The following is a 14,824-nucleotide window of genomic DNA, read 5'->3' as shown; positions in this document are numbered from 1 at the left end:
ATGAGGAAATTAGTTAATATGGAATTGGAATTTTCCTCTGGGTTGCAGAAGAAATTAAAATACGTCAGTGTATACTTCCGCAAATCGAAGCGAAAGTCGATAAGTTCGATAAGTAAGTGGACTAAACTATTTATGAGGCGAAAATGGGAAGACAGCAGATGCGAGTGCATTGGCTCAAGGATTCATCATCCCTAGTATGTTAACTTACATTTATTTATGAGCCTACTATTGGAGTAAGTTATTGAGGGTATCAGAAGAATTAGTAAAAGAGGAAGGAGCTCTAAAATAAATAGACTTTAGAACTCCCTTTTTAGTTATTTATTCATAAATTGGCACTCTATCCAGGCAAAATTAATTATTAATGTATTTTTCAAAAACTGCACCAAAATCTTTCATATGATATTCATTATAGGAGGATTTTAACCATTCAAATGTAAATTCAGTTATCCCTTTATATGTGCCTGTTAATGATGCTTCCTCAGATCTTGAGTGTTGGAGTGTTTGAACCGCTCGATCGAGTCCTTCTTTGGCATAATTCATTTGAATGGAGTTTTCATACGTGATTTCCTCAATTCGCAGTAATGCTTTATACAAATCCTTTAATTGTTCAATTTGATTTTTCTTGACGTCAATATCAAAATGAACATTTCCTACATCAAACTTTATTTCTGTATCCAAATCTAATCGCCCTGCAGTTTCAAGCATGACATTTGAAATCTTATACTGAGAATATGGGTATCGTTTTAATAAACGTTTAGATGAGACAGCATTTTCACCATCTACATGAATTAATGCTAGATTTGTAAAACAATATTCGTCTGCCTTCGTTTTGATAATGAAATAAATCTTCTCATTATCCTCGTGCATAACATAGTCGTCTGCCTTCGTTTTGATAATGAAATAAATCTTCTCATTATCCTCGTGCATAACATAGTCGTCTGCATCCGTTTTGTCATAATCTTCCGGCGGAATAATAACACCTACGTCAGACAAACCCAATGCATCAGAAGCCATTTTCTTTAACATGTATATCACCCCATTGTAGTTTATACTTTTACTATATCAGAAAAGTGATTAGTATAAAATTCCTTTAATGCTCAAGAAAACACATGGATGGTCCATGTGTTTTATGTCATTATTCATCATATTTTTTTGTTATTTTTGCTATTTCTTCACCAAGCTTCTTATAACTTTTTACTTCGTCATGAGGATGCTGTGAATTTTTTCTTTGCTTCCAGTGTCTTTCTTCTTCTTTTTTTGAATGTGACATATATATACCTCCAAATTAAAATAGGACTCATTGCAAAAGATTGAAGCATATCGCCCAATTTTCCTTTATTTTTATATTTTCTTTGCCTTTTTAGATTTATTCTTATAAGCTTGATTTGCGCTGGCGCTTCCTAATTCCTTTGAGAATTCAGCATCCGTTTTACTAGAATCAAACCCCTGTTTACTTTTTTGAGCTGCATCATGCTTTCTTTTCGGCATACGATCCCTCCTTCTCTCATTTAGTATTAGAAAGTAAAGAGTAAATATGCACTGTCAGCTATGAATTATTGTTTTATCTTCTTTCAAGGACGACTACTCCTTTTTCTTTTCCAATGTTATTTGAATTAGCTGATCGTGGATAAAAGAAAAAGCAAAGAATGCTGATAAAGCTATGCATTCTTTGCTTGATTGATCTAAATATTGAGACCGCCCTTGACTGTGCGATTATCTTACTTGTTATTGAATAGATAACTGTTGTTTTGCATTCGTCAGTTTACTCATTAAAACATAGGTAAAAAACGATAAAACAATCGGCAGTACGACCGTATGCATCCCGAAAGGATTTGGATAAAATCGATCTATAATCATAAAGCTGCCCATTCCTACAATCATGGATGAAACCGCGCCGTATTTATTCCCGCCAGACCAATATAATCCCATAATAACTGGCCATATAAACACCGACTCCAAGCCTCCAAATGCAAACAAGTTTAACCATACAATTAAATCAGGTGGACTTAACGCAAACAATACAACAGCGATTCCAATTGCTGCTGTAATCCAAAAGCTGATTCTTTTAATCTGCTTCTCGGTAGCATCCTTTTTTATGTAATTGATATATACATCCTTTACTATAGTTGCGCTTACTAATATTAAAAGAGAATCAACTGTGGACATGATAGCAGCCATGGGAGCGGCTAAGACAATACCCGCAATAAATGGTGGCAAGACCTCCATAGTTAATGCAGGCATGACCATATCACCAATTTCTATCCCAGGTATCAATGGACGCGCGAAAACTCCGATTAAATGCATTCCCAGCATCACAGCACCTACCACAATTGTTCCTGTGATAATCGCGATGTGCATTCCCTTCGAATTTTTATAGGACATCGCTCGCATGCTGATTTGCGGTAAACCCACGACGCCCACACCAACTAAAATCCAAAAAGATGAGACATACAAAGGCGTTAAATCTCGTTCTGCACCAAAAGGAGTAATTAGGTTGGGATTTTCAGCCATTAAGTCTGACATAATGTTCGATATTCCTCCGCCAGCAATAATGGTGGCGATTAAAAGGATGACGGTTCCGGCTAACATGACTACTCCTTGGACGGTATCTGTTAAAGCGACTGCTCTAAATCCACCAATAATAACATACATTAAAACTGAAACGGCGAATATGAAAAGTGCTGTCTTATATGGAAGCCCTGTTAAGGATTCAATCAATCGAGCTCCTCCAACCCATTGGGCAGTCATCGACGCAAAAAGGAATATAATGATACTGATGGCGGAAATAATGACGACCGTATCACTTTTATATCTGCCTTTTAGAAAATCAATAATCGTGATTGCTTTATACTTACGAGCCATAATCGCAAATTTTTTCCCTAAAACCATTAATACAAAATACCCGGTTGCCAGTTGAGCCATAGATAGTAAAACCCAACCGAGCCCACGTGTATAGGCAACACCCGGCCCGCCAATAAAGCTTGAAGCACTTCCGTATGTTGCCATCATAGTCATTGCAAGCACAAAACCGCCTAATTGTCTCCCGCCAAGAAAATATTCCTGCAGGAAGGAATCAGAGGATTTTAATTTTCCATTTGCCCAGAATCCTATATAAAAAATAATAACTAAAAAGATCAATAAAGGAACAATGACCTCCCACTTCATGATTGCTCCTCCTCTTCGTCATCCACATCAAAAGATACTTCTTCAAATAAAAATTTGACAATAAGAGTAACAAGGACCACCATAACAAGAAAGCCGACTACACAGCTTAGAAAAAACCAAGCTGGCAATCCTAAAATGTATGTATATTCCTTCGGATTACCTGATCCTAACCCATACGCAAATCCAAACCACCAGATAAAATTTATAATGACAAGTACGACACCTATGATTGCTTCCCTATGGGCTACTTTAAAACGTCTATCTTTCATATCTTCCTCCTTGCAATAGCACCATTAGTTTGCCCGCCATTATTTTTTGTATAATACGTAAACAAACAACATTACCATTAAACCAAGCCATACTCTTAAAATGAAGGTACAAAATTTGGTAGAATAACTTATAATGGATAGCTTAATAAAAAACTGTATAACGCAAAGAAGCCTCAAAATCAGATTTTGAGGAGGCACATTATATAATTTCACCATTTACTTGTCTTTATTAAAATAAAACTCACAATTAGGGTAAGGACAAGAGCACCTGTGAATGCTGGAAATAGATAAAACCCTCCAGTTTCAGGACCCATTTCACCGAGAATTCCTGTACCAATCCACGCACCAATTATGCCAGCCAGGAAATTCCCCACCATCCCGTTGTGAACGTTTTCATGAATAAGTAATCCCGCAATCCAACCAATAAAGCCACCAACAAACAGGATGCCAATAAAGGACATTTTTTAGCTCCCTCCTTCATGGACAGTATATGCTGGTAAGGTCTAAATGGCTTTATTTAGCAGGAAAGAAGGCTACTTTTTTAGTCGATATAAATACGTCGAAGGGAAAAGCAATTCTCATGAGTCATGTCTCCCTACAAAAAAACTCCAACCCATTGATTGGGTGGAGTTTACATTATTCCTATACTAGTTCAATGACCATCCCAGGCTTCACATGATCCAAAATCAGCAAATCACTTTCTGCCACACTTCCAACGACATTGACCCGTTCATCAGCAGGCAAATCTGTCAGCGTAATCTGCATTTCACCGCGATAGCGTCCGTAAAGGTCATTATCAATGGTTATGCTCCCTTTCGGACGGAGATCATTTTGCAGTGGCGGTACAGATTCCGCAACCCTTGTATCCATAAAACGAAGAACGTCCCTGGAAGCATCCGGGCGCAAACGGTATTCACCATATTTTTCGAATCCTTGCTCTGTTTGGATGCTAATCTTTCCGTTTTCAAAGCCATCCATCCTTTTGAGTAAGTCTTCTCCAGGCTCCGGATCACCAACAAATACTTCCGTTCCATCTTTATATAGTTCAATCGCGGCAACAAAAGGGGATATATATCGATGCTTCTCCAGAGTCGGCAGTCCTTCAAATAAAGGGCCGCGTTTCTCGCCTCCTCCCGGTACAAAAGCAAAGATCGGAATGTCATATCGCTTGTACAATGCATTTTGCTCCCGGAAAAACGATTCACTTAGTCCTGTTTCCCTCCGCGGGTAAAAGTTATGCCAACCGATTATCTGTTCAGTTTTGAGTCCGTTATTCAGCAGCAGCTGTATATCACGTTCGAACAGTATACTTGAATTAACCGCAATTTTAAATTCCCTTGCCAGACTAGCAATAAAACCATGGTCAAAGAAATCGTCCAGTCTTAGCCCGGTGACACCCAATTCCTTCAATTGATACAAACTGTCGATTCCCAAATGGCCCGGGGTTTTTAATGAAACATCCGCATATACATCGATCCCCTGTCCTTTAGCCAGATGTAGCAGCTTTTTGGCACGTACTGCAAGCTCACCTGCTTCCTCCGGGATATGAAGCGAGGTAAATCCCCGCTTCACCCCCATTTGGCCTGCTTGGATAATACGTTCCTCAGCCAGAGGATCATTCAAATAAAAGGAAATTCCGATCAATCAAATTCACCAGCCATTTCATCTTTAAACCCAAACAGGTATGTAAAGATGAAGCCAGCAACATAAGCAATTAATACCCCGACTAAGTAAAGCAGTACCTCACCGTTATTCACAAGGAATGCAAGCGGCAAACCGGATACCCCAATTGCTGTCGTTGCGATATTGAAATGTGCTTGGAAGGCTGCACCAACGCCTGCCCCCAAACATGCGGTCAAGAACGGACGGCCGAGCGGCAATGTAACTCCGAAGATCAATGGCTCGCCGATTCCAAGAATACCAGCAGGAAGTCCCCCGCCAATCGCTCTTTTCAAGCGTGTTTTCTTTGTTTTCATATAGATAGCGAACGCAGCGCCAACCTGACCTGCGCCACCCATTGCAAGAATAGGTAATAATGGGTCGTCACCGATTGTATTGAGTAATTCCAAATGGATAGGTGTGAGACCTTGATGCAGGCCTGTCACGACCAACGGCAAGAATGTCGCTCCAAGAACAAATCCTGCAATGGCTCCTCCAAAATCAAGCACTGCGGTCAATCCATCTGTAATCACATCAGAGACAAATCCCCCGACAGGCATAAATACCAGATACGTCATAATACCTGTAAGCAAAAGGGCAATAGTCGGTGTCACGATAATATCAAGCGACGCTGGAACAAACTTACGGACATTCTTCTCAATAAAAGCCATAAATATCGCAGCAAACATGACCCCGATTAAACCACCGCGTCCAGGCAGTAATTCTTCCCCGAACAAGACAATCTGGGCAGCAGCAGGGTTAATAATCAATATAGCGGCTAACCCGCCAAGTGCAGGGGACCCACCGAACTCTTTCGCTGTATTGATCCCTACAAAGATTCCTAAATAGGTGAATAAACCTCCACCGATAACTGTTAAAATAATTGCAAGTTGTGATTCAGCCGATAACCATCCTGCTTGAATGACAGCCTTAGAAATACCATTGACCAAACCGGAAGCAACTAACGCAGGAATCAAAGGAATAAATATACTGGCAATTTTCCTCAAAAAGAGCTTAAACGGCGTGCTGTTTTTCTTTTTAAGTTCACCTTTCAGGCTGGAAGCCCGCTCATTAAGATTGATGTCTCCTGATTCCTTGACCAGCTTCTCGAATTCGTCCGTGACCTTATTGACATGTCCAGGACCCAGAATGATTTGCAGCGTTTCTTCTTCAACAAAGCCGAGAACTCCATCGATTTTTTTTATGGCTTCTTTGTTAACGAGTGATTCATCATAAGGTGTGACTCTAAGACGTGTCATACAGTTCGTAAAGGCTTTAATATTCTTCGCCCCGCCCAACTGCTCCAAGATTTTTTTAGCCAGAGTTTTGTAATCTTGACCAGCCATTTTCTTTCCCCCCAAAAACTGATTATTTGTATGTTTTGCCTTTCATAAATCTTATAGCCTCTCTCGTCTTATCGATGGCTCTGACCGTTTCTTCATATTGCTCTGTCGCCATGCTCAAAAACAAAATATCAATCATGAACAGCTGAGCTAACCTTGAAGAAGTGGCCGCACTCCGGAACGGAGCTTCCTTCGAATAGGATGTATATAAATTAATATCGGCTAATGCTGCAACCGATGAGGGCCCATATTTAGTCAAACTGATTGTTTGGATACCTTGTTCCTTTGCGAGTCTTGTAACTTCGATGACCTCGATTGTTTCACCAGAAAACGAAATGGTGAATACCACGTCATCCGGCTCGGCGTTAGCAATCAATGTTGCTACAAGATGCGCATCCGAAAATGCTGTTGCGCTTTTATTGATCCGAAGCAGTTTTTGCTGCGCATCCACGGCGATGATTGATGATGCCCCGATTCCAAAGAAATGGACATTTTTCGCTTTCAACAGCACATCGACCGCTTTTTTTAGTTCTTCGTAGTTGATTACTTCAGAGGAATCACGCAAACTTTGTATACTATTATTCAAAGTCTTTTGGACGATCATCTCGGCGGTTTCATCCCGTTCAATGTCTCTGTATCCCGGTTCCTCCGGTCTGCCGAGATCACCTGCAATACGGACCTTCAAATCCTGGAAGCCATTCAGCCCCAGTGACTTGCATAGCCTGATGACCGCTGCCCCGCTTGAACTCGTCTTTTCTGCCAATTCATTGACTTTACAATTGACAACCTCATACGGATTTTCCAGTATATATTCAGCAATTTTCCGTTCAGATGCAGGCAACTGTTCTACCCTGTTTACTACCATTTTCAATACTCCGGAAACCACTTATCATCACCTACTTGTGTTTAAATCAATCTGAGAGCTCGGCTTCAATGGCTTTTCGGACATACCCTCCAGATTGCTCCAGAATCAGAGCCGCTTCTTCTTTCTTAATATCCTTTTTAAGCATGACTAAGGCGACCTTTACTTGATGATCAGCATCCTCTAATGTTTGTCTCGCTGTTTCATAGCTTACTCCTGTGATTTTGCTAATAATGCCGATAGCTCTTTCTTTGAGCTTCTCGTTGCTGACATGGACATCAATCATTAAGTTTTCATACGCTTTGCCGAGCAAAACCATTGAAGAGGTTGAAATCATGTTTAGAATCATTTTGTGAGCGGTTGCAGATTTCAGTCTAGTAGATCCCGTAAGCACTTCCGGACCTACGACCACCTCGATGGCATGATCTGCTTCTTCACTGATTCTAGCCTGTTTATTACACGACAGTGCCACTGTTTTGGCTCCTACCGACCGTGCGTAACGAAGTGCACCAATAACATATGGTGTCCGGCCGCTTGCAGCAATACCGATAACCGTATCATTCTCAGTAAGGGTGATGTCTTTTAAATCCTTCTCGCCATCCTCCGGCCTATCCTCCGCTCCTTCAACCGCCTTTATGAATGCGCTTTCTCCGCCGGCGATAATACCCAGTACCATCTCTGGCTTGGTACTGAATGTTGGCGGGCATTCAACAGCATCGAGTACACCAAGCCTTCCGCTAGTCCCGGCTCCCATATAGATAAGGCGCCCTCCATTTTGGAAAGATGAAACAGCAAAGTGAACGGCTATTTCAACATCTGGTAAAACCTCTTGAACTGCAGCGGCTACTTTTTGGTCTTCCTCATTCATAATTCGCAGAATTTCCATCGGACTGGAAGTGTCTATCTGCATACTTCGATCATTGCGTGATTCCGTGGTTAATAGATTAAGATTTTCTTTCATTAGTAAGACCTCCAGGTAGCTCCTTTTGCGATTACCATTTACTAGTAACTCAACACTTCCAATATACTCCAACTGAAATTGATATTCAATAATTTTATTGAATATTTAAAATTTTATTTCATTCTAATCCAAAAAAAGAAGCATATTCTCATATGCAGAACTACATAGGATATGCTAAAAAAACCTTTTTACATTATATATTTTTTGATTGCATGCGCTACTCCCATTCGGTCATTAGGCTCGGTCACAGCATCAGCTGCTTCCTTAACTTCCTCCGGCGCATTTCCCATAGCTATGCCAAGTCCCGCTGAAAGCAGCATTTGTCTATCGTTAAAGTTGTCACCGATCGCAGCCACCTCAGACATATCCAAGCCAAGCCTTTTTGCCAAATATTCCAAAGCAGAAGCCTTAGTAGTCTTTGGTGGAGTAATTTCAAGGCTTGTGAAACCGAAGCTGCTGCTCACTTCAAAATGATTTTCCATGTTGAATAGCCGATCCATAAATCCTTCATAGTCTCCTTGTTCCTTCCGAAAAGCAGCCAGCTTTTGAATGGCAGGTTCGTTTTCTTTCACATATTCATCGAAAGAATGAAACAGCCTGATTTCGCACTGAGCCCGGAATCGTTCACATCCTCCCATTTCTGCACCGGTTCCTTGTAAAGGCAGGATATTATTCTCAATCCATTTTTCATTCCACTTATTTTTCTCTGGAACTAGTAAACAGTCACCCTCATACAAATGCCCATATACCCCATAGCTTTGGCACGCATCTATAAAGGCCAACAGACTTTCTTTTTTAAAGGTAGATTGCTGAATAATCTTCCCGTCCCGCCCTTGTATAACAGCTCCGTTGTAGGCAATGATTGGATCGGATAAACGGATAGCCTCCGCAATCCACCTAGTCGCCAAAGGCGTTCTTCCGCTGCAGATGATTACCTTTCCTCCCCTTGATTTAAAATCATGCAGGGCCTCTATCGTTTCTTTGTCAATATCCATCTCCGCATTCAACAAAGTTCCATCTAAATCAACAGCCAATAATTTATACTCCATCTAGTATCCCTCCCAGGTCCCTATATACATGCACATTATCATATTTTACCGGCAACCACACAAAAGATTCACATTTCCAATCCCTCATAATAGGAGAATAACACCTGTGTACCTATTTATTATTCGTTAAACTAGATAGCAATGTATATCGTACCTCTTAGATAGCGGGATTACCGATTATAAATCTGGCTAATTACAGAGGATAATTTTCACCTTGTTGCAAAGGAACTGGCTTGGCAAAAATACAAACCGAAAATCAAGCATGCTGAAAAGCTAAATGAAGAACTGTGAACAAGAAAAGACAATGTTAATCTATCTTACAAAGGAGTATTTTAGGAGATTTTCTAACACCTCTAAAACAGAGAGATTCTCTTATAGAGAAGATAGAAGAAATACCATCTACACATCAAATAGTTTATCCCGATCATTCTTCCATTTGGGATAGACTCCCCTTCCTCCATATAAATTTAGAATATTTAAATTACTCTTAAAAAACAAAATACTACGCTTGACTTCAAGTCTACTTGAAGGCTACGCTGAGTAAAGTAAGAGTATTTAATATAGGAGGGAAAACATGTATCAGGCATCAAGACAACGTTATAAATCTATGACATATTTCCACTGTGGTGACAGTGGACTTCAATTACCAGCTATTTCATTAGGATTTTGGCACAATTTCGGCGATATAGCTTCATATGAAAATATGAAACAACTCTGTTTTACCGCTTTTGATAATGGAATTACTCACTTTGATTTAGCAAATAACTATGGACCAGAACCTGGGAGTGCTGAAAAAAATCTAGGACTTATTATGAAAGAAAACTTTGCAGCATATCGTGATGAACTTATCATCAGTACTAAAGCAGGATATGATATGTGGGATGGTCCATATGGAAACTGGGGAAGCCGAAAATATCTTATTGCAAGCCTCGACCAAAGCTTAAAGAGAATGGGATTAGAATATGTTGATATTTTTTACCATCATCGAATGGATCCCCACACACCATTGGAAGAAACGATGAATGCGCTAGCCCAAATCGTTAGAAGTGGCAAGGCATTATATGTAGGTCTCTCAAACTACGATGGAAAAACGTTAGAAAAGGCGACTGAAATTTTACAAGAATTACATTGCCCATTTATTATAAATCAGAATAGGTATTCAATTTTTGATCGAACAATTGAACAAAATGATTTGAAAGATACATCTAAAAAGTTAAAAAAAGGTATTATTGCGTTTAGTCCTTTGGAACAGGGAATGTTAACCAATCGATATTTACATGGAATTCCGGACGACAGTAGAATAAAGACGGATGGACGATTTTTAAATGCTTCTGCCTTATCCGAAGACCGATTAACTCAAATTAAAAAACTCAATGAGATAGCTGAGGAGCGAGGGCAGACACTTGCAGAGATGGCGATAAGCTGGATTTTGCGAGATGGAATTGTGACCAGTGTTCTCATAGGAGCTTCCAAACCTAGCCAGATTCTTGATAACATTGGAGCTTTAAAAAATATCACATTCACAGAAGAAGAGTTACAGCAGATTGATAACATTTCTTTAGCATAACTGAACAAACCAGTTTAGTTTCTGAATTCAATTCGGAATAAACTTATTGAATAATCAATGGCCAACCAATATTACGGCATCATGTTCTTTCGTGATTCTACTAAATGCCGAACAATTTTTGCTCTCTAAATACCTGCCATCGTAAGGGGGCTTGGGGCTTATTTATTCGCCCCAGCCTTCAACCCTTCTACCATGTATTTTTGGAACGCCATAAAGAGAATCGTGATAGGCAGTGCAACAAGCACTGCTCCAGCCGCGAATGTCGTAAATTCGGTGTTTCCTCGTCCCGTCACCATCTCAAACAACCCAATCGCTAAGGTTTTATTTTCATTGGATCGTAAAACCAGTCGAGCAAAGATAAAGTCCATCCACGGACCGATGAAGTTCGAAACCGCTACGAAGACGAGAATTGGAACGCTCAATGGCATCATCACTTTAAAGAAAATAGTGAAATGACCTGCTCCGTCAATTTTCGCAGCTTCCTCCAAACTGCGAGGCATGGAATCGAAGTATCCTTTCACAAGCCAGGCGTTAAACGGAATGGATCCGCCTGCATAAACCAATATGAGTCCCCAGTGATTGTCCAATAATCCCATTTGTAAAAGCAGGATATAGATAGCAATCATCCCCATAAATCCGGGAAACATTTGCAGAATCAACATAGCCATCAATCCTTCTTTCCGGCCTGGAAAGCGGAATCGACTAAACGCATAGGCAGCTGTGACCACTAAAAAGGTCGAAATGACCATGTTCCATAGTGCTATTTTTAAGGTGTTTTTATACCATGTCACATACTCGGTTTTCTGAATCAAATAGACAAAATGATCTAAGGATAAACGGATTCCTTTTACGGACTGGGCAATTTGAGCGAAATCAAAACTCCGAACCCCTTCCCAAAAGAGACCCCATTCCATCCCAGGAAGAAGCTGTGCACTGAATAGGGAATCCCCAGGATTCAAACTTCCCATGAGAATCCATACAACTGGATAAAGCACGAAGATGGCCACCACGAGAAGCAGAAAATGTTTCCACACGAATGAAATTCGTTCACGTGTTTTTTGTTTCATGACATCATGTCCTCCTCGTTGAATGCTTTCGTTCGTCTGAAGTTCCAAACCGAAATGATGGCAATAACAATGAAGATCAGGATGCTCACAACGCTTGCCATATTAAATTGGCTTTGGTCGAGGGTCAGTTTGTAAATCCAGCTGATTAAAATATCTGTGGAGCCTGCATAACTGTAATCCACATTCACAGGTCCTCCATTCGTCATGAGATAAATCAGGTTAAAGTTATTAAAATTCCCAGCAAACTGCATGATAAGTAAGGGGGCGGTAGAGAACATGACAATCGGCATGGTGATTTTCCAGAACTGTTGCTTCCCGTTTGCCCCATCCACCTGCGCCGCCTCATATAATTCACGATCTATGCTCGTCATGACGCCGCTCATCAAGACCATCCAGAACGGAAATCCAAACCAGACATTCACCATGATAAGCGCGAATTTCGCCCACATCGGGTCGCTAAGCCACGGGATACTGGATAGTCCAATGACTTCTAAATATTGGTTAATAGGTCCAAATTCCCCGTTGAATAGGTTCCTCATGATCAAAATGCTGACAAACGAAGGAATCGCCCATGGCAAGATATAAATGCTTCTCCAAAATTTCCGGAATTTGATTCCCTTTGAATTCAAGAGAACCGCAAATAAGATTCCGACAAAGAACGTGGTAACCGTGGCTGAAATTGCCCAAAGAATCGTCCATCCGAAGACGCCGATGAACGTTCGGTTCCAGGTTTTCAAGTTAAATAAGTCCACAAAGGTTTGAAATCCCACCCAGTCCACTAGAGAAGCAGGCGGCAAGTGGTTCGGTCCTGAATAGTTTGTGAAAGCGATTGCAATTCCAAAAATCAAAGGCAAGATGGTTAAAAAGGCCGTGAATACAATGGATGGTGTGAGCAAAAAGTAAGGAAATCCTTTATCTATTAAGACACGGAGGGTTTCTTTGAATGAGTTTGTTTTTCCCCCTTGATCTCGCCATTGTCCGACTTTCCAAGCATCCTTCACATTCAAATAATACATCCATACAAAGAACAAGCCACAAATTAAAAAGATGATACCTTCGATTAACAAGAAGATGCTGTGATCCCCTTGCTGAATTTCAAATCCCACACGGGTCTGCACCGTTTCCCCTAATGTGGCCAACCCCCACATAGCATTTCGAAACGGTAATGTCCAAAACACTACAAGGTATAGCTCCATACAGATAAATAAGATCCCTTTGATGTACTGTCGATTGTACAATTGCCCAAGTCCCATAAACAGCAAAGAAAAGATCAAGCTTTTCTTGGCATGTGTTTTCATTTGTTTTTAACCTCCTTTTCACTTCTTAGAAAAAAGAACCAATATCTCACTACCTGGATATCGGCTCTTTTGATAGATGAACTCTTTATTTTTTATTCTGAGTGGCCACTGCATCTTCAATTTGTTCTTTGGCTGCGTCAAACGTTTTTTTCGAGTCGGTTCCATCATTCCAGATGGATGTGTAAGCCGTTTCCATTGGTCCCCATACAGCTTGCATTTCAGGGATATTTGGCATCGGCACAGCATTTTTCGCCTGTTCCAAGAAAGCCATGGATACTTCATTTTTTTTGATGGTTTCGTTTTCAAGGAGCGAAGTCGCTGGTGGCAATTGGCCTGTCATTTCGTATCTTTTTAAGAGCATTTCTTCACTGGAAGCCATTTGAGCTAAAAGAGTTGCTGCTTTGGGATATTTGGAATAACTGTTTACATAGTACGCTTTGATGCCTGAATAGGATTTTGGCGTTTCGCCGTTATCCAATGTTGGAAGTGGAGCGATTCCAAAGTTCACACCAGCATCTTGATGGTTTTTAACATCCCATGGACCTGAAATTCGGTAGGCTAATTTACTTTCATTGAAGAAAGAGGAAATCACATCACCTGTAATGTCTTCTTTTTTCATCGGTAACAATTCTTTGTTGATTTTTTTCATAAATTCCGCCGATTTGATGGCTCCTTCATTGTTGACACCAAGATCCGTTGGATCGGTGTCTTCTTTTCCAAATACATAACCGCCATAACCAGATAGGAAAGCATGTGTGTAATAAAAGTTACCTGGTTCCATCATAAAACCATATTTCTGATTTTTTCCTTTGCTCGTTGTTTGGAATTCTTTAGCTGTTTTGAACAAGTCATCCCATGTTTTTGGTGCCTCTTTTACGATGTCTTTATTGTAGTACAAGGCATATGTTTCAATGGAGATGGGATAGCCGAACATTTTCTTTTTTCCATCTTTATCCACAAAACTTGTCCCGTTTACCGCTGCTTCCAAGAACATGTCTTGATAGTCATCGGCATAATAGTTGTCATATACCAAACCTGCTTTCACCAATTTTCCTAAATGATCATGGGCGGAGTTGAAAACATCGGCACCTAAGCCAGCTGGCCCATCAGTTTCCAATTTTCCTGCTGCGTCTGTGTGTCCCACTTCTTGTACTTCAACAGGCACATTGTATTTTTTCGTGAATTGCTCTGCGACATAGGTCGCCCACGCGCCCTCGTCCGCTCCGTTGTCCCAAATAATCAGGGTTGCTCCATCTTCAGGTTTGAGTGTTTCTTTTGTGGTTTCCTTGGGTTTTGTTTCAGTGGTTGCTTTTTTCGTCTCATCTTCCGAACATCCCGCCAATATTCCTGCCAATAGGGTGGCGGATGCCAATATACCAACTATTCTTTTCTTGATCATGTGAAACCTCCTATGTGGGAATTTTTGTACCATGTATAAAATTAATGAAACAGAAGCTGTAAGTGCTTTTGCGATACACACTTTTTTTTACTTTCGTTTCTGATAGACCATTTCCTCATACGAACAAAAGTTAATCCAGCGGCACCTTTAGAAAACGCTTTCAAAAATAACCATTAACGGGTACA

15 protein-coding genes are annotated in these 14,824 nt (G+C 40.5%); 1 reads left to right on the top strand and 14 read right to left on the bottom strand.

The features are described 5' to 3' along the window. Nucleotides 1–351: 351 nt before the first annotated feature. From AC4BHA_RS00250 to AC4BHA_RS00200, 11 genes are all read right to left on the bottom strand, one after another. Nucleotides 352–1,026, bottom strand: coding sequence for a PH domain-containing protein (locus AC4BHA_RS00250; protein WP_490557933.1), 675 nt, complete (start codon nt 1,024–1,026; stop codon nt 352–354). A 109-nt stretch (nt 1,027–1,135) separates the two neighbouring features. Next, the gene (locus AC4BHA_RS00245; RefSeq protein WP_219847586.1) at nt 1,136–1,270 is read right to left on the bottom strand and encodes a DUF6254 family protein; all 135 of its coding nucleotides are present in this window, start codon (nt 1,268–1,270) and stop codon (nt 1,136–1,138) included. 71 nt (nt 1,271–1,341) lie between these two features. Further along, nucleotides 1,342–1,488, bottom strand: coding sequence for a hypothetical protein (locus AC4BHA_RS00240; RefSeq protein WP_175354260.1), 147 nt, complete (start codon nt 1,486–1,488; stop codon nt 1,342–1,344). 237 nt (nt 1,489–1,725) lie between these two features. Next, complete coding sequence (panF, locus tag AC4BHA_RS00235; protein WP_140461439.1) at nt 1,726–3,165, bottom strand: sodium/pantothenate symporter; 1,440 nt, start codon at nt 3,163–3,165, stop codon at nt 1,726–1,728. Continuing rightward, nucleotides 3,162–3,434 carry a YhdT family protein gene (locus tag AC4BHA_RS00230; RefSeq protein WP_139891961.1) on the bottom strand — a complete coding sequence of 91 codons (273 nt, stop codon included), beginning with the start codon at nt 3,432–3,434 and terminating at the stop codon, nt 3,162–3,164. Before AC4BHA_RS00230 ends, panF begins: the two co-directional genes overlap by 4 nt. A 209-nt stretch (nt 3,435–3,643) precedes the next feature. Continuing rightward, nucleotides 3,644–3,895: a GlsB/YeaQ/YmgE family stress response membrane protein gene (locus AC4BHA_RS00225; RefSeq protein WP_139891962.1), complete on the bottom strand. Its 252-nt coding sequence runs from the start codon at nt 3,893–3,895 to the stop codon at nt 3,644–3,646. A gap of 181 nt (nt 3,896–4,076) precedes the next feature. Next, nucleotides 4,077–5,078, bottom strand: coding sequence for a MupG family TIM beta-alpha barrel fold protein (locus tag AC4BHA_RS00220; RefSeq protein ID WP_490557932.1), 1,002 nt, complete (start codon nt 5,076–5,078; stop codon nt 4,077–4,079). After that, the gene (locus AC4BHA_RS00215) at nt 5,075–6,439 is read right to left on the bottom strand and encodes a PTS transporter subunit EIIC (protein ID WP_066103894.1); all 1,365 of its coding nucleotides are present in this window, start codon (nt 6,437–6,439) and stop codon (nt 5,075–5,077) included. Before AC4BHA_RS00215 ends, AC4BHA_RS00220 begins: the two co-directional genes overlap by 4 nt. A 22-nt stretch (nt 6,440–6,461) precedes the next feature. Beyond that, complete coding sequence (locus AC4BHA_RS00210) at nt 6,462–7,322, bottom strand: MurR/RpiR family transcriptional regulator (protein WP_148629697.1); 861 nt, start codon at nt 7,320–7,322, stop codon at nt 6,462–6,464. Nucleotides 7,323–7,347: 25 nt separating this feature from the next. Continuing rightward, nucleotides 7,348–8,259 (bottom strand): N-acetylmuramic acid 6-phosphate etherase, encoded by a 912-nt coding sequence (gene murQ / locus AC4BHA_RS00205; protein WP_066103898.1) that lies wholly within the window; start codon nt 8,257–8,259, stop codon nt 7,348–7,350. 188 nt (nt 8,260–8,447) lie between these two features. Continuing rightward, nucleotides 8,448–9,308 carry a Cof-type HAD-IIB family hydrolase gene (locus AC4BHA_RS00200; protein WP_066103900.1) on the bottom strand — a complete coding sequence of 287 codons (861 nt, stop codon included), beginning with the start codon at nt 9,306–9,308 and terminating at the stop codon, nt 8,448–8,450. Between the two features lie 574 nt (nt 9,309–9,882). Here AC4BHA_RS00200 and AC4BHA_RS00195 point away from each other — a divergent pair. Then, the gene (locus AC4BHA_RS00195) at nt 9,883–10,875 is read left to right on the top strand and encodes an aldo/keto reductase (protein ID WP_066103902.1); all 993 of its coding nucleotides are present in this window, start codon (nt 9,883–9,885) and stop codon (nt 10,873–10,875) included. Nucleotides 10,876–11,033: 158 nt separating this feature from the next. On the opposite strand, the gene AC4BHA_RS00190 is transcribed toward AC4BHA_RS00195, so the two are convergent. The 3 genes from AC4BHA_RS00190 to AC4BHA_RS00180 all read right to left on the bottom strand — a co-directional run bounded on the left by AC4BHA_RS00190 (nt 11,034) and on the right by AC4BHA_RS00180 (nt 14,639). Further along, nucleotides 11,034–11,942 (bottom strand): sugar ABC transporter permease, encoded by a 909-nt coding sequence (locus AC4BHA_RS00190; protein ID WP_066103904.1) that lies wholly within the window; start codon nt 11,940–11,942, stop codon nt 11,034–11,036. After that, nucleotides 11,939–13,060, bottom strand: a complete 1,122-nt coding sequence (locus tag AC4BHA_RS00185) for a carbohydrate ABC transporter permease (protein WP_225983693.1) — start codon at nt 13,058–13,060, stop codon at nt 11,939–11,941. The genes AC4BHA_RS00190 and AC4BHA_RS00185 overlap by 4 nt, the downstream gene beginning before the upstream one ends. Before the next feature lie 265 nt (nt 13,061–13,325). After that, complete coding sequence (locus AC4BHA_RS00180) at nt 13,326–14,639, bottom strand: sugar ABC transporter substrate-binding protein (protein WP_490557931.1); 1,314 nt, start codon at nt 14,637–14,639, stop codon at nt 13,326–13,328. Between the last annotated feature and the right edge of the window lie 185 nt (nt 14,640–14,824).

This window comes from Pradoshia sp. Z3_51 (genome assembly GCF_058215915.1).
The sequence above is the reverse complement of the archived record's forward strand: the minus strand, read 5'-3'. Positions and strand labels throughout refer to the sequence as shown.

Bases quoted from the DNA above. Each gene is read 5' to 3' on its own strand.
- AC4BHA_RS00250 (WP_490557933.1), bottom strand. From the start codon at position 1,026: ATGTTAAAGAAAATGGCTTCTGATGCATTGGGTTTGTCTGACGTAGGT.
- AC4BHA_RS00245 (WP_219847586.1), bottom strand. From the start codon at position 1,270: ATGTCACATTCAAAAAAAGAAGAAGAAAGACACTGGAAGCAAAGAAAA.
- AC4BHA_RS00240 (WP_175354260.1), bottom strand. From the start codon at position 1,488: ATGCCGAAAAGAAAGCATGATGCAGCTCAAAAAAGTAAACAGGGGTTT.
- panF (WP_140461439.1), bottom strand. From the start codon at position 3,165: ATGAAGTGGGAGGTCATTGTTCCTTTATTGATCTTTTTAGTTATTATT.
- AC4BHA_RS00230 (WP_139891961.1), bottom strand. From the start codon at position 3,434: ATGAAAGATAGACGTTTTAAAGTAGCCCATAGGGAAGCAATCATAGGT.
- AC4BHA_RS00225 (WP_139891962.1), bottom strand. From the start codon at position 3,895: ATGTCCTTTATTGGCATCCTGTTTGTTGGTGGCTTTATTGGTTGGATT.
- AC4BHA_RS00215 (WP_066103894.1), bottom strand. From the start codon at position 6,439: ATGGCTGGTCAAGATTACAAAACTCTGGCTAAAAAAATCTTGGAGCAG.
- murQ (WP_066103898.1), bottom strand. From the start codon at position 8,259: ATGAAAGAAAATCTTAATCTATTAACCACGGAATCACGCAATGATCGA.
- AC4BHA_RS00200 (WP_066103900.1), bottom strand. From the start codon at position 9,308: ATGGAGTATAAATTATTGGCTGTTGATTTAGATGGAACTTTGTTGAAT.
- AC4BHA_RS00195 (WP_066103902.1), top strand. From the start codon at position 9,883: ATGTATCAGGCATCAAGACAACGTTATAAATCTATGACATATTTCCAC.
- AC4BHA_RS00190 (WP_066103904.1), bottom strand. From the start codon at position 11,942: ATGAAACAAAAAACACGTGAACGAATTTCATTCGTGTGGAAACATTTT.
- AC4BHA_RS00180 (WP_490557931.1), bottom strand. From the start codon at position 14,639: ATGATCAAGAAAAGAATAGTTGGTATATTGGCATCCGCCACCCTATTG.